The 23,556-nt window shown below is 40.9% G+C and carries 20 protein-coding genes; 9 read left to right on the top strand and 11 right to left on the bottom strand.

Going from position 1 to position 23,556, the window contains the following annotated elements; genetic code table 11:
- Positions 1-13: 13 nt before the first annotated feature.
- Both ispA and xseB read right to left on the bottom strand, forming a co-directional pair.
- On the bottom strand, positions 14-895 hold the full coding sequence (gene ispA, locus H5185_RS09350) for a (2E,6E)-farnesyl diphosphate synthase (RefSeq protein ID WP_182698119.1): 882 nt from the start codon (positions 893-895) through the stop codon (positions 14-16).
- 38 nt (positions 896-933) lie between these two features.
- Positions 934-1,170 (bottom strand): exodeoxyribonuclease VII small subunit, encoded by a 237-nt coding sequence (gene xseB, locus H5185_RS09345; RefSeq protein WP_124017952.1) that lies wholly within the window; start codon positions 1,168-1,170, stop codon positions 934-936.
- Between the two features lie 337 nt (positions 1,171-1,507).
- Between xseB and pomA the strand changes: the two genes are divergently transcribed.
- The 3 genes from pomA to thiI all read left to right on the top strand — a co-directional run bounded on the left by pomA (position 1,508) and on the right by thiI (position 4,976).
- On the top strand, positions 1,508-2,275 hold the full coding sequence (gene pomA, locus H5185_RS09340; protein ID WP_124017953.1) for a flagellar motor protein PomA: 768 nt from the start codon (positions 1,508-1,510) through the stop codon (positions 2,273-2,275).
- 3 nt (positions 2,276-2,278) lie between these two features.
- Positions 2,279-3,205, top strand: a complete 927-nt coding sequence (locus H5185_RS09335) for a flagellar motor protein MotB (protein ID WP_124017954.1) — start codon at positions 2,279-2,281, stop codon at positions 3,203-3,205.
- 316 nt (positions 3,206-3,521) lie between these two features.
- Positions 3,522-4,976: a tRNA uracil 4-sulfurtransferase ThiI gene (gene thiI, locus H5185_RS09330; RefSeq protein ID WP_124017955.1), complete on the top strand. Its 1,455-nt coding sequence runs from the start codon at positions 3,522-3,524 to the stop codon at positions 4,974-4,976.
- A 167-nt stretch (positions 4,977-5,143) separates the two neighbouring features.
- Here the strand turns inward: thiI and H5185_RS09325 are convergent, their stop codons facing one another.
- On the bottom strand, positions 5,144-5,368 hold the full coding sequence (locus H5185_RS09325; RefSeq protein WP_124017956.1) for a hypothetical protein: 225 nt from the start codon (positions 5,366-5,368) through the stop codon (positions 5,144-5,146).
- A gap of 178 nt (positions 5,369-5,546) precedes the next feature.
- Between H5185_RS09325 and H5185_RS09320 the strand changes: the two genes are divergently transcribed.
- The 4 genes from H5185_RS09320 to rlmM all read left to right on the top strand — a co-directional run bounded on the left by H5185_RS09320 (position 5,547) and on the right by rlmM (position 8,879).
- Positions 5,547-6,458, top strand: a complete 912-nt coding sequence (locus H5185_RS09320) for a transcriptional regulator GcvA (protein ID WP_124017957.1) — start codon at positions 5,547-5,549, stop codon at positions 6,456-6,458.
- Complete coding sequence (locus H5185_RS09315; RefSeq protein ID WP_182741957.1) at positions 6,439-7,149, top strand: alpha/beta fold hydrolase; 711 nt, start codon at positions 6,439-6,441, stop codon at positions 7,147-7,149. Before H5185_RS09320 ends, H5185_RS09315 begins: the two co-directional genes overlap by 20 nt.
- Positions 7,150-7,313: 164 nt before the next feature.
- A complete protein-coding gene (locus H5185_RS09310) occupies positions 7,314-7,694 on the top strand; it encodes a DUF423 domain-containing protein (protein WP_124017959.1) in 381 nt (126 codons plus the stop codon).
- A 96-nt stretch (positions 7,695-7,790) separates the two neighbouring features.
- On the top strand, positions 7,791-8,879 hold the full coding sequence (rlmM, locus tag H5185_RS09305) for a 23S rRNA (cytidine(2498)-2'-O)-methyltransferase RlmM (protein WP_182741956.1): 1,089 nt from the start codon (positions 7,791-7,793) through the stop codon (positions 8,877-8,879).
- A gap of 122 nt (positions 8,880-9,001) precedes the next feature.
- On the opposite strand, the gene H5185_RS09300 is transcribed toward rlmM, so the two are convergent.
- A complete protein-coding gene (locus tag H5185_RS09300; RefSeq protein WP_124017961.1) occupies positions 9,002-10,012 on the bottom strand; it encodes an isocitrate dehydrogenase in 1,011 nt (336 codons plus the stop codon).
- A 451-nt stretch (positions 10,013-10,463) separates the two neighbouring features.
- Here H5185_RS09300 and H5185_RS09295 point away from each other — a divergent pair, with 451 nt between their 5' ends.
- Positions 10,464-13,307, top strand: coding sequence for a prolyl oligopeptidase family serine peptidase (locus H5185_RS09295; protein ID WP_182741955.1), 2,844 nt, complete (start codon positions 10,464-10,466; stop codon positions 13,305-13,307).
- A 131-nt stretch (positions 13,308-13,438) separates the two neighbouring features.
- Here the strand turns inward: H5185_RS09295 and H5185_RS09290 are convergent, their stop codons facing one another.
- From H5185_RS09290 to H5185_RS09270, 5 genes are all read right to left on the bottom strand, one after another.
- Positions 13,439-13,837 (bottom strand): DUF3192 domain-containing protein, encoded by a 399-nt coding sequence (locus H5185_RS09290; RefSeq protein ID WP_182741954.1) that lies wholly within the window; start codon positions 13,835-13,837, stop codon positions 13,439-13,441.
- Between the two features lie 61 nt (positions 13,838-13,898).
- Complete coding sequence (gene xni, locus H5185_RS09285) at positions 13,899-14,666, bottom strand: flap endonuclease Xni (RefSeq protein ID WP_124017964.1); 768 nt, start codon at positions 14,664-14,666, stop codon at positions 13,899-13,901.
- A complete protein-coding gene (gene ppnN, locus H5185_RS09280; protein WP_124017965.1) occupies positions 14,659-16,023 on the bottom strand; it encodes a nucleotide 5'-monophosphate nucleosidase PpnN in 1,365 nt (454 codons plus the stop codon). The genes xni and ppnN overlap by 8 nt, the downstream gene beginning before the upstream one ends.
- 62 nt (positions 16,024-16,085) lie before the next feature.
- On the bottom strand, positions 16,086-17,642 hold the full coding sequence (locus tag H5185_RS09275) for a GGDEF domain-containing protein (protein WP_182741953.1): 1,557 nt from the start codon (positions 17,640-17,642) through the stop codon (positions 16,086-16,088).
- Between the two features lie 202 nt (positions 17,643-17,844).
- Entirely contained in the window at positions 17,845-19,947 is a 2,103-nt protein-coding gene (locus tag H5185_RS09270) for a lipopolysaccharide assembly protein LapB (protein ID WP_182741952.1), read from the bottom strand.
- 254 nt (positions 19,948-20,201) lie between these two features.
- Between H5185_RS09270 and H5185_RS09265 the strand changes: the two genes are divergently transcribed.
- On the top strand, positions 20,202-22,031 hold the full coding sequence (locus tag H5185_RS09265) for a M61 family metallopeptidase (RefSeq protein WP_182741951.1): 1,830 nt from the start codon (positions 20,202-20,204) through the stop codon (positions 22,029-22,031).
- Positions 22,032-22,109: 78 nt separating this feature from the next.
- Here the strand turns inward: H5185_RS09265 and H5185_RS09260 are convergent, their stop codons facing one another.
- Both H5185_RS09260 and rdgC read right to left on the bottom strand, forming a co-directional pair.
- Positions 22,110-22,667: a glutathione S-transferase family protein gene (locus H5185_RS09260; protein ID WP_182741950.1), complete on the bottom strand. Its 558-nt coding sequence runs from the start codon at positions 22,665-22,667 to the stop codon at positions 22,110-22,112.
- 18 nt (positions 22,668-22,685) lie between these two features.
- Positions 22,686-23,556 (bottom strand): recombination-associated protein RdgC (gene rdgC, locus H5185_RS09255; RefSeq protein WP_182741949.1); only part of this gene is annotated, 871 nt, incomplete at its 5' end.

Here is a 23,556-nt window from a genome sequence, read left to right as displayed (position 1 = left end):
GTCTGACTCTTTATTATAATCTTCGCTCAATAATGTAGTGGGCGAAGTCTGCAATTAACTGGCTATTGTATGGTAATTTAGTCAGCGCTGATAGTGCATCTTGTATTAGTTGTTCTGCACAGGCTTTGGCACCATCGAGACCAAGTAGTTTCGGAAAAGTGCTTTTATTCGATTGCTGATCGCTGCCTTGGGGTTTTCCTAGCTCTTCAGTGCTTGCGGTGATATCTAAAATATCATCCTGAACTTGAAAAGCTAATCCAAGCGTGTGAGCGTATTTCATCATGAGTTGATAGTGCTCATCGGGTATATCTGCAGCAATCAACGCGAGCTCTACGGCACAAGTAATCAACGCACCGGTTTTTTTATTATGTAATTCGGTTAATCTTTCTATATTGATACTGTGATCGGTAGCACTAAGATCAATTGCTTGTCCACCACACATGCCCTGGTACCCAGAGGCTTTGGCAAGTGCTCTCACCATGGCGATTTGCTGCTTTGGGTGTAAGTCATTGCTCGGAGCGGTGATAATTTCAAACGCTAATGTTTGAAGTGCGTCTCCAGCAAGAATTGCAGTGGCTTCATTAAAGGCAACATGTACCGTGGGTTGACCACGACGAAGTGCGTCGTTGTCCATAGCCGGTAAGTCATCATGTATTAAAGAATATGCATGAATACATTCAATGGCTGCGGCAGCTTTATCCAGCGCATTGATATTGACACCCAGCATATCACCGACACTGTAGACCAAAAATGGTCTAATGCGTTTACCGCCTAATAATGCCCCATGCAGCATGGCTGCTTTTAAATCTGGGGCGGCATCATCAAGCAAAGTTAAATGCTCGTTAAGAGTAACATTAACGCGCTTTTGGTATGTTGTTATCGCTTCAGCTAACACGTATCAAGACCTATTATTTAATACACACTCTGTGACGATTATTCACTTTCAACAGTGAATGGCACAAATTCAGCATCATCTTCATTTAGTAATATAGAGACTTTTTGCTGTGCTTGTTCAAGTTTTGCTTGGCTTTGTCTGACTAACTTAATACCACGCTCAAATTGTTTAAGCGCGTCATCCAGAGACACTTCGCCTTGCTCTAAATGAGCAACAATGGTTTCAAGTTCAGTTAATGATTGTTCAAAACTGAGGTTTTCTGGTTTTTTTGCCACAATTAATATTCCTTTCATTACGCGAGTGACAAGGTATATCAGCCCAGCGTATCGGTCAAATACAGTCGCTGGATATTTGCTCAACAGCACGCTTTGTTATTGAATTTTGTTTAGAATGTGCAAAAACAAGCTAAACTTGAGCCGAGTTTGTCCGATAACAAGTCATAATTTAAAATTGATAGCATAAAATAGTATTGAAACTGTTGCTGTAATACATAACGATGGGCAATATAGTTAAGCAACAATATGCCCCGTTGTTCAGGTTATACAGTATGTGCTCACAGCACGATAAAGCGGCACAAATAGGCAGCGCAATGACTGCGATTGAGGAGAGGTTGTGGATTTAGCTACCCTAATAGGTATTATTGGTGCTTTTGCATTTATTATTGGTGCGATGGTGACTAGTGGTGGTATCGGATTATTTATCGATGTACCGTCAATTTTGATTGTTGTTGCTGGCTCATTATTTGTTGTGATGATGAAATTTAACCTAAAACAATTTTTAGGTTCGATAAAGATTGGCATGAAAGCCTTCATGTTCAAATTAGACAAACCTGAAGATTTAATCGAACAAGCTGTCACCATGGCTGATGCAGCCCGTAAAGGGGGCTTCTTAGCATTAGAAGAGGCGGTTATAACTAACAGCTTTATGCAGAAAGCTGTCGATATGTTGGTTGATGGCCATGATGGCGATGTCGTGCGTAATGCGCTAGAAAAAGACATTACCTTGACAGAAGAGCGGCATAAAACCGGTATTGGCATTTTTAAAGCTATGGGTGATGTAGCCCCTGCAATGGGAATGATTGGTACACTTGTCGGCTTGGTGGCGATGTTATCTAACATGGATGATCCTAAATCCATTGGGCCATCAATGGCGGTCGCTTTGTTAACGACACTTTATGGCGCAGTGATCGCCAACATGATCGCTATCCCAATGGCGGATAAATTATCATTACGTATGAACGAAGAATTGCTTAATCGTAATCTTATTATGGATGCGGTATTAGCTATTCAAGATGGACAAAATCCACGGGTGATCGAAGGCTTCCTGAAGAATTATTTGGCTGAAAAATTAAGAAAAATCGATACAACGGACGGAGAGTAACTCATGGCTAAGGCCAAGTGTGATTGTCCACCAGCAGGCGCCCCCATGTGGCTTGCCACCTTTGCAGACTTAATGTCATTGCTTATGTGCTTCTTCGTGTTGTTATTAGCGTTCTCTGAAATGGACGTGATGAAATTTAAGCAGATTGCCGGTTCAATGAAGTATGCATTTGGGGTACAAAACAAAGTTGAAGTAAAAGATATCCCCAAAGGCACCTCTGTTATTGCATTGGAATTTCGCCCTGGTCGACCCGATCCCACGCCTATTGAGATCATTAATCAACAGACTAATGAAATGACTCAACCAACCATAGAATATCAGGCCGGTGAAGATGACAATGCTGGTGGAACCCAAAAACAAAGCGGTGAACAGCGTGGCGGTAATGCCGCAGCAACAGCGCAGCAAGAAGCTGAAGCTGTTAAAAAAGATGCTGCATCTTCACAAGAAAATATTAACGAGCAAGTTAAGAAAATGGCTGAAAAGCTTAATGAAGAAATCGTCGATGGTGCGATTGAAATTGAGTCTTTAGGTCAGCAAATTATTATCCGTATTCGTGAAAAAGGCTCGTTTGCATCTGGTTCTGGCTTTTTACAACCTAAGTTCAAACCCATAGTGCGATCGATTGGTGAATTATTAAAAGATGTTCCCGGGGTGATTACGGTATCCGGTCACACTGACGGGGCCGACATTAGTAATGAGCTGTACAGTTCAAACTGGGAGCTATCAAGTCAACGTGCTGTTTCCGTAGCTCATGAGTTAAGAAAAGTCCCAGGCTTTGATGAGACACGAATGAAAGTGGTTGGAGAGGCATCTAATCGGCCCTTAGTGGCTAATGATTCTAATGAGAATAGAGCAAGAAATCGTCGCGTTGAAATTTCTATCGAGCAAGGTAAGCCTAAAGAGTCGAATGAAATTGTAGTCTCGCAATAGTAACAACTCATCAGTTTACATCATTATTAGCGCAGTCTATGAAGGTTAAATAGATTGCGCTTTTTTGTGTCAAAAATGTGCTTTAACAGCCGTTTCATTTACAAAAAGCAGATAAAAAAGTGAATATGTTTGGTTAATAGACATCATTTGGTATAATTGGCAGATTATTGCATAAGTTATGCTATTTACTGGATTATCTACACATCTAGCAAATAGATCTGTGTTGTTTTTTAATTTATTATCAAGGTATTACTGTCCTTTTTACTTAGCAAAACCGAGTGTGGTGCTATTTGATGGTGATACCTGTGGAACCCTGATGAAGTTTATTGTAAAGCTGTACCCTGAAATCATGATGAAGAGCAAGTCTGTAAGAGTGCGCTTTACTAAGATGCTCGAAACCAATATCCGTAATGTACTAAAAAACGTCGATGAAGGTGCCAAAGTTCTGCGTCAATACGATCGTATTGTAGTCAAGGTACCAATTGATAAACCGGAATTGTGTGATGCATTTGCAGACCGATTATCTTGCATTCCAGGTATTGCTCATATCGTACAGGTCAGTGAATACAGCTTTGATTCTATTGATCATATTTATCAGCAAACATTACCAATATACCGTGACGAAATTGCCGGTAAAACATTTTGTGTTCGCGTAAAACGTTCTGGTAAACATGATTTTAATTCAATCGATGTTGAGCGATATGTGGGTGGCGGATTAAATCAGCATACGGATGCACTAGGGGTAAAACTTAAAAATCCAGATGTGACTGTTAATCTTGAAATAGATCAAGATAAGCTTTATATGGTCGAGCGCCGTATAGAAGGTTTGGGTGGTTTCCCAATGGCAACCCAAGAAGATGTGTTGTCGCTTATTTCGGGTGGTTTCGATTCTGGTGTATCAAGTTTTCAGTTTATTAAGAAAGGTGCGCGTACCCATTATTGTTTCTTTAATCTAGGTGGCGCTCAGCACGAGATAGGTGTTAAGCAGGTGGCTTATCATTTATGGAAAAAATATGGTGAGTCGCATAAAGTACGTTTTATCTCTGTGCCATTTGAGCCTGTTGTTGAAGAGATTCTTGAGCGCATTGATAATGGTCAAATGGGCGTAGTACTCAAGCGTGTAATGATGCGAGCTGCTACTCGTATCGCTGACAAATTTGGTATTCAAGCCTTAGTTACCGGAGAAAGCTTAGGACAAGTTTCTAGCCAAACACTGACTAACTTAAATGTGATTGATCGGAGTACTGAGTTACTGATTTTACGCCCGCTGATCACAATGGATAAACAAGATATTATTAATCAGAGCCGTATTATTGGCACTGAAGATTTTGCTAAGTCGATTCCTGAGTATTGTGGGGTTATTTCACAAAAGCCTACAGTTAAAGCGATATTGTCTAAGGTTGAAGCCGAAGAGATGAAATTCTCCGAAGACTTAATCGAACGGGTGGTTGCATCTGCTGTCGTGATGGATATTCGTGATATAGAGGCTGAAATGAATCAACAAGTTACCGAGACCGAAACGGTTAACAATGTGGCATCAGGTGAGATCATCATTGATGTTCGCGCTCCAGAAGAAGAAGAGCGAAGCCCATTATTAATCGATAATGTGATGATTAAAGCGATTCCATTCTTTAAATTAGCGACACAATTTGCTGACTTAGATAAGTCTAAAACGTATTTATTGTATTGTGACCGTGGGGTTATGAGTAAATTGCAGGCTTTATACCTTGTTGAGCAAGGCTATACGAACGTTAAAGTGTATCGCCCTTAACCACAGGAGCGGTTTGCGCGTGTGTTGGCCGCTTTTATCTGCATGAGTATTTAGGTCATAGCAAGTTGAATCAGCATACTTTTTAAGTTTGCATGTAACAGACGTAAAAAAACCGCATTGAATGCGGTTTTTTTATTGTTTGGATAACAGGCTAAATCATAGTCGTATTAGTTTGCTTGGACCACTTGTGAAGTTTTTTGTTGTTGTTCATTGTCAGCAACAAGAATGCTGTTAACATCGTTATTAATATCGATTTGCATGGCTTCAATACTTTGCGATAGTTCAGCATGTAAATCGGCCATATCGATAGGTTCTAGTTCAGTTGCTTGGGCTGTTGATAATCCGATGATGGACGTCAGCGCAACTGCAAACAGAGTATTTAGGTTGAACATAGGGGTGAGCCTCCAGGCTAATGAATCACATTTGGCGGACCATCCCAGTTACGTCGTAGAGAGTGTCCAACGGTATTTTTAATGCTGCTAATTTAACCAAACACAGTGTTCTTTACAAACGACAAAAAATAACCATAATCATTAGAAAAACTAATTATAAACCGAGAGATTGATCACTATGTCTAGACGATTACCTCCTTTGAATGCAGTTAAAGCATTTGAAGCTGCAGCAAGACATTTGAGCTTTACCCGCGCTGCAGAAGAGTTGTTTGTCACTCAAGCTGCTGTGAGTCATCAAATTAAGGCGTTAGAAGATTTTTTAGGGCTAAAGCTGTTTAGACGTAAAAATAGATCATTATTGTTAACAGAAGAGGGCCAAAGCTATTTTCTGGACATTAAAGATATTTTTATTGAGCTAGGAGAAGCGACTAATCGCTTGCTTGCTCGTAGTGCCGTCGGTTCGTTAACTGTGAGTATGTCACCGAGTTTTGCGATCCAATGGTTAGTGCCGCGTTTAGCTAAATTTAGTGAAAAAAATCCTGATATTGATGTGCGTATCAAAGCGGTAGACAGTGATGCAAGTTCGTTAACTGATGATGTTGATGTCGCTATTTATTATGGCCAAGGAAATTGGCCGGGTTTACGTGCAGACAAATTGCGTAATGAAGTGCTTATTCCGGTATGTTCGCCACTCTTACTTAATGGTCCTAAGCCACTAACGCTACCGAGCGATTTGAAGTTTCATACCCTACTGCACGACTCTAACCGTCAGGATTGGCAGGCATGGTTTAGGCAATGTGGCGTGACAGATATTAATGTCAATCAAGGGCCGATATTTAGCCATTCTTCATTGGTGTTGCAAGCTGCAGCGCATGGCCAGGGGGTTGCTTTAGGTTATAGCGTACTTGCTCGGCCAGACATTAAAGCGGGGCGCTTAGTGTGTCCGTTTTCTGAAGTATTGGTTAGCAAAGATGCCTATTACTTAGTCTGCCAACAAAACCATTCTGAAATAGGCAAAATTTCAGCCTTTAGAGAGTGGATGGTGGACATGTTTGCAGAGGAGTCTCGAAGTGAGCTGCTTACCGGATAACACCAGGGGGTTGGCCCACGACTCCCTATTACAAGGCCCTAAAAGTGATACTTTGATTGTTTTTGCTCATGGTGCGGGTGCCAATATGCATCATGAGTATATGGTGACGATGACGGATAAGTTAATCGCGCAAGGCTATCAAGTGTATCGATTTAATTTTTTGTATATGCAAGCCAATATGCAAGATGGAAAACGACGTCCGCCTGATAGAGCGCCTAAACTCCTCGCGCACTATGAACAAGTGCTACAGGACATTAAGCAAAAAATCGCCCTTGGTCAGATCAACTGTCAGCGAATCATCCTGATGGGTAAGTCTATGGGCGGGCGGATGTCAGCGACATTGACCAGTACCGATTATCAACGACAACAGCCCGGACTTGATGATGTCATGAGTAAAGTGGCAGCCATAGTCTGTTTAGGTTACCCGTTTATTCCCCTCAAAGGTGGCGAACCGCGTCTTGATCCTATTGTGCATAATGCTTTACCGATGTTAATTGTGCAGGGTGAGCGAGATAAGTTTGGCGATGTTCAGCAAGTGCCTACATGGACGTTAGGCGAGCATACTCAAGTGTGTTGGATTGGTGATGGTGATCATAGTTTGCAACCGCGAAAATCGTCAGGTTTTACCCTCGATGGCAATCTTAATCATGCTATTGAGTATATTCGGCAGTTTATTTCGCAATTAGGCTAAGGCTTAAGTGCTATATGGTGTGTCTATTATGCTGATATCGGTATCAACGCCAGTAGCAACTTAATTACAGCTCTGATACTCATGGTGATGGCTTAAGTCTCGAAAATGAGCTTGCTTCGGTAGTATGATGGATGATTAGTTTATGTTGTATGAGGTTAAGTAAGATGAATAAAGGTCTATTACTCTTTGCCACTTTTAGTGGTTTTCTGGCCGTAGCACTGGGGGCTTTTGCTGCTCACGGACTTAAAACTATCGCCCCACCAGAGCTGGTGAACATTTTTAAACTCGGGGTCGACTATCAGTTTTATCATACCTTCGGATTGATTGCATTGGCTTTTTCTGCCCATTGGATCCCATCTAAGTTAATCAATTGGGCTGCTTATAGCTTTATTGCTGGGATAATATTTTTTTCAGGTTCGTTATACCTTTATGCTTTTACGGGCGCTAAATGGATTGGTCCAATTACGCCAATCGGAGGATTATGCTTCCTAGTCGGTTGGTTGTTATTTGCCGCGGCAATTTGGCATACAAAATCGCCTGAATAATGGCTTGGGTAAATTCTCCCACCTCGAGTATTTTTGGGTATAATGGCGGGATTATTATCTCGCGGTTATGCGAATATCCTTACGCTAAGGCTCCAAATGAAAAACCTATTCCTATTTTGTCGCTCAGGCTATGAAAAAGATTGTGCGGCAGAAATTCAACAACGTGCTGCAGAATTAAACGTCGGTGGCTTTGTAAAAACAAATCTCAACGATGCTTATGTTATCTATCAATGTTTTGATGATAATGGTGCCGATACGTTAGCCAAGGATTTAGCGCTTAGTTCATTAGTGTTTGCGCGACAAATGTTTGCTGCCGGTGAGTTGTTGAGTGATTTACCTGAACAAGATCGCGTTGGGCCGATTGTGGCTTCACTTGCCCAATTGTCAAAGTGCGGCGAGCTGCGTGTTGAAACACCTGATACAAATGAAGCTAAAGAATTATCGGCATTTTGTCGTAAATTGACCGTACCGCTTCGCCAAGGGCTAAAAAAGAGTGGCGCATTGCTCAATGCTGAAAATGACCGTCGTCCAATTATTCATGTGTGTTTCATTGGACCTGGTAAAGCGTATGCGGGTTATTCCTTAAGCCATAATAGTTCACCACATTTTATGGGGATCCCGCGCTTAAGAATGGCTACGGATGCGCCGAGTCGCTCAAGCCTTAAGTTAGATGAAGCCTTCGGTGCTTTTTTAACTAAAGAAGAACAAGAAACTCGCTGTCGCAGTGGGCTAAATGCGGTTGACTTAGGGGCTTGCCCTGGTGGTTGGACCTACCAATTAGTTCGCCGTGGCATGATGGTTGCGGCCATTGACAATGGTCCTATGGATCCAAAATTGATGGAAACCGGCCAAGTGAAGCATTACCGTGCCGATGGCTTTCGTTTTGAGCCGCCACGTAAAAATATTTATTGGTTAGTGTGTGACATGGTTGAAAAGCCTGCTCGTGTTGCTGAGCTAATGGAAGCATGGGCAATTAATGGCTGGTTTAAAGAAGCTATTTTTAATCTTAAATTACCAATGAAGAGCCGCTATAAAGAAGTGAGCACTATCTTAGAAACCATGGCCACCATTTTAACTGAAAATGAAATCGATTTTAAAATGCAGTGTAAACACCTTTACCATGATCGTGATGAAGTGACGGTACATTTATGGATTTTCCCTGAAAAGGGTGTGAGCTACGCATAAGCATGCAATAGTATCGCTAACAAAAAGCCCCTTAGGCAGAAGTGCATAAGGGGCTTTTTGTTTAATGGCTGAGCAGATTAATCGCTGATGAGCTGAATAAACCGTCAGCCTTACGCTTAGTTCTAGACTAAACGATCCAGTACTGCTTGAGTAAAATCGGTCGTGCCGTGAGTACCGCCTAAATCGCGAGTCGTACGATCGCCTTCTTCTATCACTGCCGATACTGCACTGCGGATCATTTCAGCTTTATCAGACATGCCTAGGTATTCTAGCATTTGAATCGAGGCTAAAATAACGGATGTAGGATTGGCTAAGTTTTTGCCTGCAATATCAGGAGCACTGCCGTGTACCGCTTCAAAAATCGCAGCATCGCGACCAATATTTGCGCCCGGTGCCATGCCTAAACCGCCCACAAGACCTGCACATAGGTCTGACAAGATGTCACCAAATAGGTTTGTCGTCACGATAACATCAAAGTTTTCAGGATTCATAACCAGTTTCATGCAAGTTGCATCAACAATCATTTCTTCAGTGGTAATGTCTGGGTAACGTAAGCTCACTTCACGTGCCACTTTCAAGAATAAACCTGAGGTTGATTTCATGATGTTAGCTTTATGAACGATAGTCACTTTTTTACGATTTTCTTTACGTGCAAGCTCGTAAGCAAAGGTGGTGATTTGTTCTGCGCCTTGACGGGTAATAATACTCGTCGCTTCTGCAGTTTGACCATCATCAGAGATTTTTTGTCCTAAACCTGAGTACATACCTTCAGTGTTTTCACGCACGGTAATAATATCAATGTTTTCATAACGCGCTTGAGTGCCTTTAAATGAAATCACTGGGCGCACGTTGGCATAAAGGGCAAACTTCTTACGTAAGCTCACATTAATTGAGGTAAAACCTTCTCCCACAGGAGTGGTTAACGGACCTTTAAGAGTAATCCGGTTTTTCTCGATAAGATCTAAAGTACGTTGTGGTACTAATTCACCGTGCTTTTCTAACGCCGTTAACCCTGCATCTGCAAATTCATATTCAAAGTTACATCCTGCTTTGTCGAGGATTTTTAATGCTGAATCGATAATGCTTGGGCCAATCCCATCACCTGGGATCACGGTTATTGTACGTTTTGACATGAATAGTCCTTCCACGGTTGTGGTTACTGCAATTGATAGACCGTATACATGACACGGCTAGGTGACGATAAAAAGCGTCGTTTTTCTGCGGCGTATTTTAACGACTTTTAATGTTTATTTACAGAAAATAGTGAGTATTATCACATTAATTCCGTTATTTTTAAGTCAATTCTAATTTGATTGTTTTACTATGAACCTTTATTACAAATTGTTTACGTGTAAAGCATCTCAAGGCTAAATAATGTTGGTCGGTTTATGTTTTATTGTCGTGCATTAGCTTATTCGGTGAGCTTTTTTTATATAGACGACCTTGGTCGAATGCAATGCGTTAAATCGATTACAGACTGCTTAAGTCAACTGTTGACTCGTTAAGATTAAAGATGATCTATTTACGAGTCCATTACGATAATCTGTTCCAGTTATGGATTATGGGAACTATTAGAGGAAAACTGTGAAATTATTTAATTTAATTCCATTGGCAGTCTGTCTGTCATTGAGCGCCCATGCGGCGCCGCAACGTGCATTGTCTCTCGATGACATTATGCATTTTGAAACCCTTCAGCAGCCGGTTATTTCTGATAATGGCGCAGTGATTGCTGTACAGGCTACTCCTGATAGAGGCGATAGTCGTGCATTAATTCGTTTTAGTGATAATCGTAAACAATATGAAATTGCCAATGGCACCAATGTCCAAGTCAGTGCTGATGGTAAATTTGTTGTGGCGACAATTGAAGCGAGCTTATTTGATCGAGAAACGAAAAAGAAAGATGACTTGCCTCATCAAGTGGTGTTACTGAATACCGAAAATGGCAAGCAGCAGCAATTTGATAAGGTCGACTCCGCAGTATTTAGCGATGACGGTCATTTTCTGGTTTTAAAGTTTGACGTGGCTAAAGCTGAATCGACAGAGACTAAAACAACATCTCCAGCAGCTCAGTCCGGTTCATCAGCGCTTGAAGCGAGTATTGTTGAAAATAACGCCAAGACTGATTCTGCTCAATCTCAAACTGAAAAAGCCGATAAAGGCGCTGATATTCAGCTGATTAATTTAGCCACTGACCAACAAACATTATTATCGAATGTGACTCAATTTGCCTTTGATAAAGTTGCGCAACATTTGGTTGCGGTAGTCAACCAAGATAATAGTCAACTACACCAAGTCGTGTTAGTCACGCTCGATAATCAACAACAGCGTCCGCTTTACAGCAGTAAAAATGAACATATTGAAGCATTAGCTATCAGCGACAATGGCCAATATGTTGCGGTAACTAAAGGCATGGCAAGTGCTTTACGTTATGGTCGAGAGCATAATTTGTTGTTACTCGATGTACAAAATAATCAACAACAGCAGTTTGCTCCGACCAAGAAGTGGACATATAACCAATATTCAAGCTTACAGTTTTCAAAAGATGGCCAGCGTTTATTTGTTGGCCGAGTGCCAACAGTAGGGCAGCAAGCTGAATTAGCTGATTATCAAAATCCAAATGATGTCTTTAATCCTGAGATTATTACCGCCAAAAAACAGCTACGTATTTGGCATGGTGATGATGCCAAAATTAAGCCTCAAGAAGTTAAAGAATATGAGCAAGAATTAAAACGCACTTATCTAGCGGTTTTACACCTGGACTCAAATAAGGTTGTCCAATTAGCAGACCAAGTTGTGCCTGATGTGACCTATGGCGAGCAAGCACATTTCTTGTTAGCTAGTTCAGATGTGCCATATCAGAAGATGGTGACTTGGGCAGGCTTTTATCGCGATGTCTATTTAGTGGACGTTAACAACGGTAACAAAACGCTAGTGTTAACTCAGCAACCCAGTGATGCGATGCCGACGTTATCACCCAATGCCAAGTTCTTAGCTTATTACCAACAAGGTAACGTATTTTTATTTGATGTTGCCTCTCAGCGTCGGGTTAATTTAAGCGTAAATATTACTACTCCTTTTGCTGATGAAGACCATGATTATCCCAGCGCAGCTCCCGGTTACGGCTTTGGTCCTTGGTTGGCCGACGATAGTGCGATAACGGTATATGACAAATATGATGTCTGGCAGTTTAATACTGCATCAAAACAAGGCTTTATGTTGACCAATGGGGAAGGGCGTAAACAGAAAACTCAATTTAGGCTAGTCGGCCTAGTCAAAAAAGATGAATTATTACCTGCGGTCGTTAACAATGCTGAGACTGTGTTGTTGCAAGGCTATAATCATCTATCAAAAGCGGATGGGTTTTTTAGCGCTAAAATCGGCGTGGCTGGTGTGAGTCGTTTAACTGAAAGTAATAGTAAATTAACCTTACTGGCTAGAGCGAATAAAGCCGCTGCAGTGGTATTTACAAAGCAGCGCTATGACTTATATCCAGACTTGTATGTTGCCGATAATACCTCGCCACAGAAAGCCGTTCAGTTAACTACGCTTGATAAACAACGTGAACCATTTAACTGGGGCAATGCAGAATTAGTCCATTGGCGAGATGGCGATGGTGTCAAAATGGACGGGGTGTTAATTAAGCCAGCAAATTATCAAGCAGGCAAACAGTATCCCACGCTGGTGTATTTTTACCGCTTTATGAGTGACAGGTTATATGCTTTTCCTGATATGAAGCTCAACCACCGACCAAATTTTGCATGGTATGCAGACAATGGTTACGCTATTTTCTTACCCGATATCCGTTTTGAAATTGGTTATCCAGGCATTTCGTCAGTAAAAGCATTGACTGCAGGAGTGCAAAAGCTAATTGAAATGGGCGTGACTGATCCAGATGCCGTGGGTATTCAGGGGCATTCATGGGGTGGTTATCAAAGCGCTTTTGCGGTAACACAAACCAATATCTTTAAAGCGGTTGTTACTGGTGCTCCGGTGTCGAATATGACCAGTGCTTATAGTGGTATTCGTCATGGGTCAGGCTTAGCAAGACAGTTTCAATACGAAACTGGCCAGAGCCGAATCGGAGAAAGTTTATTTGCTGCGCCGCAAAAATACATAGAAAACTCGCCTATTTTTTATGTAGACCGTATTCAAACTCCAATGATGATCATGTTTGGTGATAAAGATGATGCTGTGCCTTGGGAACAAGGCGTTGAGTTATATCTGGCTATGCGCCGCGCAGGGAAGGATGTGGTGTTTTTACAATATCAAGATGAGCCACACCATTTGAAAAAGTATCCTAATAAGCTTGATTACAGTATTAAGATGAAGCAGTACTTTGATCATTATTTGAAAGGCACACCTGCTCCAGATTGGCTGCGCCAAGGCGAATCTTATCAGGAGTACAAACCCAAGCCACTTAGCTCCTAGGTTCTAGGGCATGACTTCGTCACAGCTAGGGCGCTTCGCTGCTAGATCCTAAAACCTAGGGTCTAGCAGGACAAAGTCCGCCCTCTAGCGAGCCTGCGAGTTCTTAGATTCTAGCTGAGTTGAAAACAGATTTATAGCGGGGCTTTACCTGCGATAGGCACATCAAAATATTGTTGCTGAGTATCTTGTCCCCATGCCACTAAAAGATTATCTCTGAACAGCAATGGCGTACATTCTTCTTTAGTGGTTTCGCCATCTGACTTTACATGATGGGTGCGGTAATACATCACTTGATATTGGCCATCAACACCCGTTTTAGCTTCGACAAAATCTGCGCTGCCTAGTAAGGTTCGGATCTCATCAAGACTTTGGCCAAAGTGAATGTCACTCATTTTTTGTAAATTAAATGCTTGGCGATCGTCCCAAGCTCGGTCTTCTGGTTGAGGTTCATAAACAAAAATGACGACAGCGACAAACAACAAATAGGCTGTGAAAATGCCACCTATGATATAGCTTACTTTTGAGTTCATAATGCGTTTAATCCGTTATGCTATGAAGATCGTTTTTATTATTGGATGATTTATTATTACACTAGTTTGATATTGGTTTAGTTCTAAATTGTTTCAAATTAATATTCAACGGGATATTGCATTGTAACTGCGCTAATTTGTAGCTAATGCGGGCTATTTCTTTTCCTTCCGCTAACTTAAGTGCTTGTTTAGCGCCAAGGTTGTCTAGCGAACGATATAAATTAGCTAAGGTTCTGAACTTGTTGAGCAAGTCGGCTGCTGATTTTGGACCTATCCCCATAATGCCGGGAATTTTATTACCACTGTCTCCGGCCAATGCAATAAAGTCGAGCATTTGATATTGCTCTATTCCGAGTTTTTTACCGTATTCTGTAACATCAAAAAACTGTTGATTAAAGTGATCCCATAAGGTGAGATTTTTGCTGGGTAATTGACTAAAGCCTTTGTCGGTTGACACTATGATAACCTCACCACTGTTACTGATCATCTTCATCGCGAGAGTCGCGATGACATCGTCAGCTTCTGATGGCGCATCGAAAGAGTTAATGTCTTGCTCGGCTAAAGTCGCTTTGATATTTACCAGGCCATCACTTAATGCTGTTGGCATTGGTTTGCGACCTTTTTTATAATCGTTATACAGTGTTTTGCGCCAAGAGGGCTCATTGCCGTCCCAGACAACAATACAATGCGTGGGTTGATGCTGTAGCAACATTTTTTTAGATGCGGCCAGCACACGTTCTTGTACGCTGGCTATATCGTTTTCATCTGGCAACACCGCATGAATACGGCGCACCAGATTAAGTCCATCGATAATGAGTAATTTATTCATTGGTTTTTATTATGTTGTAGCAGGGCACGTAAGCACTTCCTGGCAGTTTCATTCGTTGTTGTTTAACAAAAGCGTTTAATAGCTTATCCATCATCAGCATGAGTTTAGGATCACCTTTAATCTTAAAGGGGCCGAACTGTTGGATCAACTTGATTGTGTCACCTTTTACGTTACCGGCAACAATTCCTGAAAATGCTTTACGCAAGTTGGCGGCAAGTTCTGCTTTGTTATCTTGAAAGTAGAGATTTAAATTTGCCATAACCTCATGGGTTGGTGCAAAGGGTAATTGAAATTCGGGTTCAATTTTTAATGACCATTGATATTGGTAAGCATCACATTTTTGTTTGCGATAGGCTTTGACTTGCTCCATACCCTGTTTCATTACTTGAGCCACTTTGACGGGATCATCAATAATAATTTGATATTTGCTTTGTGCTTCAATGCCTAACGTGGCACCAATAAATTCATCAATAACAGTAAAGTAGTCAGCACTTTCAGCTGGTCCCGTTAGCACCAGTGGAAAACATGAATCGCTATTGTCTTTATTTAATAAGATACCCAGAAAATAGAGTAATTCTTCTGCCGTTCCGGCTCCGCCAGGAAAAATAACAATCCCATGGCCTAAACGAACAAAGGCTTCGAGGCGTTTTTCGATATCGGGTAAAATGACCAATTCATTGACGATTTGATTGGGTGGTTCAGCGGCAATAATACTTGGCTCGGTTAAACCGATATAGCGGGCGTTGTGTACTCTTTGTTTGGCATGTGCAATAGCGGCACCTTTCATTGGGCCTTCCATTGCGCCAGGTCCGCAACCGGTACATATATCTAATCGGCGTAGCCCCAGTTGGTAACCCACATCTCGTGTATATTGATGCTCAACTGCGTTGATACTGTGTCCTCCCCAACAGACCACAACATTAGGATCTTTCATTGGTGAGATTGCCTGAGCATTGCGTAAAATATCAAACACCACATTAGTAATGTGAGTCGCATTGCTTAAATCTATGTGTTTTAAATTCTCGTATTTATTGCTGATATAAATAATATCGCGCAGCACAGCAAATAAGTGCTCTTGAATACCAGTGATAATTTCACCGTCGACGAAGGCTTTCATCGGCGGATCAATGAGCTCAATCTGTATGCCTCTTTCGCGTTGTAATATATTGATGCTGAAGGATTCGTAACGATGAAATAGTGCTTCAGAGCTATCGCTGATGAGGCCTGAAGCTAATACTGCTAGTGAGCAGTTTCGGTATAATTGATAAAGGTCGCTTTTTGCACCTTGTTTTAGTCGCTCTACTTCTAATTGAGAAAGCTGATCTAGGCTACCATTTGGACTAATCTTTACTATCATAAGCAACTCCTTTGGACTCGAGTAATTGATGCCGAGTCCAAAGAGAACTGTCTTAGGATGGGCTAGATATCAATAACGACTCGGTCCCTGCCGTTGTTTTTTGCTTGGTATAATGCAGCATCTGCTCTTTCGAAAGCTTCTTCAAGCGTTTCGTTTTCCATGACTTGTGCTGCACCTATAGATAATGTAACTGTAATTCTCTGATTTTTAAACTTAAATGGAATATTTTTGATTTTATCTTTAACGCGATTCAATAATTGAGAGATATTTTCATCAGTAATATCAGGTAATAGTAATACAAATTCTTCGCCACCATAACGGGCAACAAACTCACTATCTCGTAATGAGTTTTTTAAGGCCATAGCAATAACTTGCAGGGTTTTATCTCCGGTGCTGTGACCAAAGGTGTCGTTAATCACTTTAAAATGGTCTATATCAGTAATGGCTATCCATAATGGCGTTTTAAAGCGGACATGGTTGCGATAGTCTTGCTCCATTCTATCTTCTAATGCTGTCCTGTTTGCCAGTTGGGTCAGCGGATCGAGTAGGTTGAGCTTTTGATGTTCAAACAGTTTTTCTTTGTAATTGTTGGCTTCTTGACTCATCGAGTTGAGTTCTTTACGCATAGATTCAATCGACTTACGTAACAGTGTTTGTTCACGCTGCTCTAGGGCTTCTTTACGAGAAAGAGCATCACGAAGAGAGGATAACTGTATCGTTAGTTGGGTCTTTAATTCGTTAAGACTATCAGCATCAGAGACTAACTCGTCTGCGTTGTTAACGCGTAAATTAATCTCTTTATTTAATTGGCCTTTAAGCTGCTCACTGCGTTGGTTATTGTTATAGCTGTTATTGACGACATCACGGACTATGGACAAGGCATCATTAAGTGCAAATAAAAAGTCTTGTGATGCGCTTTTTTCACGTGCAATATTTTCTAACAGTAAACTCAATATTGATTGGTAAGAGTCGAGTAAACTGCTCAAGCTAATATCACCAAGTAATATTTCTTTTATGACTAGAATTTGGTCGCGTTGATCTTTTCTAAACTCAATTTCGGCAATCTTAGCAGCAAGCTCTTTGGCAAGTTGAACGTGCTGAGGCAAAATCTGGTAATCGTCTGCATCGGCAAATTCGTTTTTTAAAATTTCTTCATAGAAAAATATCAGCTTTTCGACTTTTGGGATGTATTCCCATACTGTATGAAATGGCTTGCCGAGTTCTTGTTTAAAATAAGTCAGTTCTTTTTTGAGTTTTTCTGGGGCTGAATCAATGCGTTGGATCTGACGGATAACTCGATTAAGGCCGTTACGGCTGTCTTCTAAACGCGTCATTGTTTGGTTGTATTGAGATTTTAACAAGCGTTCAATGTCGACTAATTCTGGCAGTGCTTCATCAATTTGTTCAAAATTGTGCATATGATGGCGCAATTTTGCCAGTTTATTGTCGAGTTCAATACATTGTCCTTTGCAGGCAAGACTGAGATGGGAGATAAATTGAATCAGTGTTTTCAATTTACCATTGCGATCGACGTTTATCTCTTCGAGAGCAAGTTTGGCTGCGTGGAGCTTTTGCTTCATCAACGAAATTTGTGTTATCGCTGTATTTGACTCTTTCATGTTGCAGTGCCTACTCTCATTTTTCATCTAAAGGCATAGGTTGCCGTGATTGTTGCCATATTGAAGACATAATTTCGTTTTTTCACTAACTAATCTCTGATCAGTTAACACTATAGTAATATTATCTCAATAATGTTGTGCAGCAAATCCAATTACCGTACAAAACAGAATAAATAACTATAATTGCCAGTTTATTACGCGATTAATTATTTGGCCAATTTATACTTTGGGCATGACGATTACTTTCTGCACGAATGATGCCGCGGTTAAGTGCTTGAGTCAGATTTAAATAAAGTGGCCGCATAAAAATAGCTGCTGGTGCAAAATTAAGTGGCCTCAATGAGACATAAGCTGGTTGCTCGGCAATATCCATTGCCGCGGCAAGCGCATATTGTAATGTCTCAAATTGTAATTCTGCACTAATACTGACATCAGGGTTGGCGAGCAAGGGTAAACTAATGTGGCCAATGCTGGCATAGTGTTCGGTCGATTTTTGCGCAAAATTTGGAATCGTAAACTGCGTTGTTTTTAATTGCTTAAGACTCTCAATAACGGCATTTAATATAACATCAGCATCATACTGTTGATTAAAATAGCATCCGATCAGTCCTGAGCGTATGGTAAATACTTGAGTATCTAAGTGCTTACTGAATTGAATATTAAATTGTTGCATCAATGCCGTTGATTCTGTGAGTCCAAGTTGAATATCAATATTATTTAATTCGTTGATATTTACCAAAGCTAATGTTTTAGGTTCGGTATTTTTCAGTGTGCTGATCAGTTGAATAAATGCTCGGTAACCTTGTGCTTGTGTTATGGGATCGATTGTATTTAAACGTTGTGCGTTAAGGTACAGAGTATTGCGCTGTTGAAATTTTCTGTAGATAAAAATCAATAAGATAATCGCAATACTAAAAATAAGTACTAATACTAAAATGATAAATTGATTGTATTTATTTTTAGTCGTTTGCAGTTCCAGTTTATTGCGCATCAAACCCAGTTCAAATTTTAATTTCTGTTCTGTTAGCTCTGAAAAGTCATTGGGTTGTTCAGTTTTACTCTGTGAATTATTGACTAATTCGACTATCTCATCGACAGTTTTAAGCGCTGCATTAATGTTGTTAGTTTTGCGATATGCGGTAGATAAATACCCTAAAGCCTCGGTTTGCACCTCGGTTAAATGTTTCTTTTTAGCCAGCTTAATCGCTTTATTTGCATGCTCAATCGCGTTTGTCCACATGCCTTCGCTGGTTGTTATTTGAGCAAAGAGGAGTTCGTTATGGACTAAGTAATGATTTACTTTTCGAGCTCTAAATATTTCATTTGCTCGTTGCATTACATCTAATGACGCCTGAATATTATGCAATTTAAAATAAGCCTCACCTAAATTGTGATATGTGAGCCCAATTGCAATTTGGTTCCCCATCCGCTCATTTACTTGCTGGACATTTAAATAATAATCGATGGCTTTATTCCATTCCCCTTTGCCTGCGTAAATCATCGCCATAACAGTTAATGATTCTGACAAGTAGACATCCTGGCCGATTACTTGAAATATTTCCGCCGCATTGTGGGCATATTTGAGTGCATCATCCCATTGTTCTAAATCACGGTAGGTCCGCGCGAGATTGAGCTGTGTTTGGGCTTTAATGCCAGGGTAATCTAAGATGTTGGCTAAACGAAATGCTTCACTGTAATGCTGCAGTGACTTTGCTTGATCGCCATTCAGATTGTAATAACGGCCTAATTGCGATTCCGCATCGGCGATAAAATAATTATTGTGTAACTGATAAGCCATTTCACGATAACGATTTAAATGAGACAAGGCTGGCGTAGGTTGAAGTAACAATGAATGTAACATGTTCAATTGTTCATGCAGTGTTAACTTGAACAGGGTGCTTTCTAAGCTGATATCGGCGTTAACCATATTCAACGCATCATTGAATTCAACGATCACTTGATTATATTCTTGGTTTTTACGTCCCTTTATCCGTGCTTTAAGCATAATCACCATGGCTTTTTCAAGCGTTGTTGATGCAATGCTGTCTAACTGCGATATGAGTAATTCTGCATCTTGGTACTTAGTTGGCGATGTGAGTTTTGCTTGTAAATTAAGGCGAGCTAATAGCTCTAAATCACGATGGAGTTCATTTGGTTGAAAACCTAAATTTTCAGCGACTTGGTCGAATTCTGCTTTGTTTGAAAAGTGCAAAGGAAACTCGGTCGTTCTCAATAACTTGGTATAAATTTTTTGAGGATTTTCTTTGAACAATATTTCTTGCTGTTCAATATCTCTTGCGCACACTGCTGAACTTAATAGTATTGAACATAATATGAACAGAGGAAAACATCGCAGCATAGTAAAAGATACCTTTTTAGGATTAAAAAATGTGGACGTCATTATCAGCTGGTATCGATGAATAAATTAACATTGGTTTGTCATTGATACTAAGTATTCTCACTCAGTTACAAATTGCCACTGTGTTAATGAGTCTAGATCGTTATAATTGTTCGGAATTTAAAATAAAAACAATAGAATCATACCAGAAGGAACCTAGAGTGAAACCTACTTCTCTTGCAATTTTAGCTAGCAGTGCCATTTTTTTGATGACTTGGGCCATGCCAGCCCTTGCTGATGTTGATTACCATATTGATATTAACCAACCCGCACACCATTTAGCTCAGGTGAGCGTGTCATTTCCTCAAACTGATTCGCAGGTGCTAACGGTTAATTTACCAGTATGGCGAACCGGCCGTTATCAAGTATTGCCTGTTGCTGATGGGGTTAGATTGTTTAATGCGACCGACAGCAAGGGTCAGTCGCTACCTTGGAAACGCACTGCCAGTGGTGAATGGCAAATAACCTTAACTCAACCTACATCGGTTAAGGTGACATATCAGTTGCATGCTAATGAGCTTGGTGACCGATTACGTCACATTGATAGTAGCCATGCTTTCTTAGATGCCAGTGGTGTGTTTATGTATAGCCCTGCGTTTCGCCAGCAACCTATTACGGTCAATATGCAAGTGCCAAAAGGCTGGAAAAGTTATTCTGGAATGGACAGAGACGGCAAGTCACATTCATTTAAAGCAGCTAATTATGACGTCTTAGTTGACTCACCGATTGAGACGGGAATAAGCCAGCACTTTAGTTTCGATGCCGATAATCGCCAATATGAGGTGGTTTTTTGGGGGGAGGGAAACTACGACACTACGCAAATTATTGCTGATTTAGGTAAAATAAGCGCTCAAGCGTCAGCTATTTGGAATGGTTACCCGTTTAAACGTTATGTGTATATGGTGCATGCCACTAGCGGTGCACGCGGAGCCACAGAACACCTGAACTCAACCGTTATTCAATTACCGCGATTTAACTTTCGTGAGCGTGAAGATTATTTACGCTTTATTAGTACCGCATCGCATGAGTTTATCCATACTTGGAATGTAAAATCGTATCGTCCTCAAGGATTGGTGCCTTACGATTATCAGTCTGAGAATATGACTGATTTATTGTGGGTCGCAGAAGGTTCAACCAGCTATTTTCAAAATCAGTTGTTGTTACGTGATGGGGTGATGACGGCAAAAGAATTCTTTGATGATTTAAGCTTACGGATAGTACTTAATCAGCATAATCCTGGGCGTGAAACTCAATCGGTTGCAGAAGCCAGTTTAGGTCAATGGAGTAGCACTTGGGGCGATTATGCGGTTAACCACAGTGTGAATATTTATTCTGAGGGATATTTAGCTTCACTGGCATTAGATTTCAGTGTGTTAACTGACAGTAAGCTAGCGCATTCTTATCGTGATGTGCACAAGGAGTTATATGAAAACTTTAAAATTCCAATGGGCTACACTGTGGCAGATGTGCAAAACATATTAACAGCACTCACCGGCAAAGATTATCAACCTTGGTGGCAGAAATTTGTGAATCAGCCAGTTAGTTTAGAGTTTAATGATCTATTAGCTCAAGCCGGTTTGGTAACCACTTATGGTGATAAGCCCAAAATACAAGTTGATACAGGCATGGGCTTATCTGGCTTATATGCTGATTTAGTATTAGCAACTGTGGCTAAAAATAGCCCAGCTTGGAAAGCCGGTTTAACGGCTGGTGATGAGTTAGTGGCGGTCAATGGTTTAAAAGTCACCGCAGACGGTTTTGCTAAACGCTTTAACGATTTTAGCCCTGGTGACACTGTTAAGGTGACGGTATTTAGTAATGATCAACTAAAAGATGTGAACTTAGTGTTGGCAGAACAACCGAAAGATAAGTTAGCGATTACTGCGGTTGATAATGTGACTGCTGAGCAAAAAGCTTTCTTTAAAGCATGGTTAGGTATTGATTGGCCTTTTGATACCGAAGGTAAATGGATTAACGCTGACGGCGAATAAGCTCTTACGTATGATTGAGTTATTTTGTTGTAGATAAAAAAATGCCCTGAAATTCAGGGCATTTTTTATCGTGTTAACTTATGCCTGCGGGGCGGTTTCAATAAAAAATGGCTCTTTTTCAACTGCCGCTAAAAACAGTTTTAGCTTAGGGTAGTTAGCGATATGTATACGTTGGCGGAATATCGCCCAACTGAGGTAACAGGCTAGTCTTAGCTGCACATCATTAAAAGGGCCATGCAAAGGCAATTCAAATGTTTCAAGCTGCATTAATGTCGACTCAATTCGCTGCGCCTGTCTGATGGTGTAATCAAAGCGCTCAATATCGACCCCATCACGAGACAAGAAGAATAAATTGATTGTGCTGTCCAATGCTGTATTGATCATACAATATTGATCAAGCTCGACAGTGCTTTCAAGGAATGGCTTGTCCGACTTGCTGCGGATATATCGCAATATGGCACTAGAATCGGTTAGCGTTAACTCACCATCTTGTAAAAAAGGCACCCGTTTAGTCGGCGATAACGCCGCGCTGGTGGCGTGATCGGTTTCAATAAATTGGTAATCGAGCGTTGACTCAAGTAGCGCAATTCTACAATGGCGAACAAAAGGTGACGTATAACTTCCGTATAGTTTCATATTGTGTCCTTAGTTGGATTACACGCTTTGCTCTAGCGGACCAAAAGCTTGATTAACCGCATTAATAAACGCGACTAATTCACTGCCCATTAAGGCAAAATCTGCATCTAAACGGGCTAATGGGTCTTCTGTACCGACTTCATCATTACCTGCTCTAAACTCTTCAGAAAACTTAAGACGTTTAATCGTGGCATCAGACTGCATTAAAAAGGCAATCGACTGGCCAAAATGTAAGGCTAGTTTGTGTACTTGCTTGCCTGTTGCAATATGAGCGAGCACTTCATCTTCTTGGAGCACTTGTTGCTTAAAGCGTACGATACCGCCTTCATCAGAGTCAGACTTAAGTTCGGCTTCATCTTGCATCTCAAATGGTGCAGGAGCTTCACCCGCTTGTAACCACTGGGTTAACGTTGACTCGATTGGAGTTGCATAACTTAACGGGATCACAGGTAAGCTGCCTAAGGCTTTACGCAGTAATGCTAATAACTCTTCCGCTTTAGTCGCACTAGAGCTATCGACTAGAATCATTTCCAGTTCAGGCATGATAAGTGCGTGTGTCTGGCTACGACGAGAAAATGCCCGAGGCAACAACGTCGTGGTGATTTCATCTTTAATGGTGTCTTTTTCTTTTTTAGTGACTTTACGGTTCTCTTGATCTTCAATCTCCGCCACTTTTTCATCTAAGGCTTCTTTAATCACTTGGCCTGGGAGAATTTTTTCTTCTTTAGTGACACAAATTAAATGACGGTTTTCAGCACTGTGCACTAATGCTTGGCCTTTTTTACCTAAAGCATTTGAAAAACCAAACTTGCTGATGTCCTGGCTCGAACAAGGAGAAAAAGTGAAGTCAGCTAAGGCATTCTCTAATGTTTCGGTATCTGTCGTAAAC

Origin of the sequence: Shewanella sp. SG44-6, assembly GCF_014164185.1 — a bacterium.
Taxonomy (GTDB): Bacteria; Pseudomonadota; Gammaproteobacteria; order Enterobacterales; family Shewanellaceae; genus Shewanella; species Shewanella vesiculosa.
This window is presented reverse-complemented; position numbering and strand designations above follow the sequence as displayed.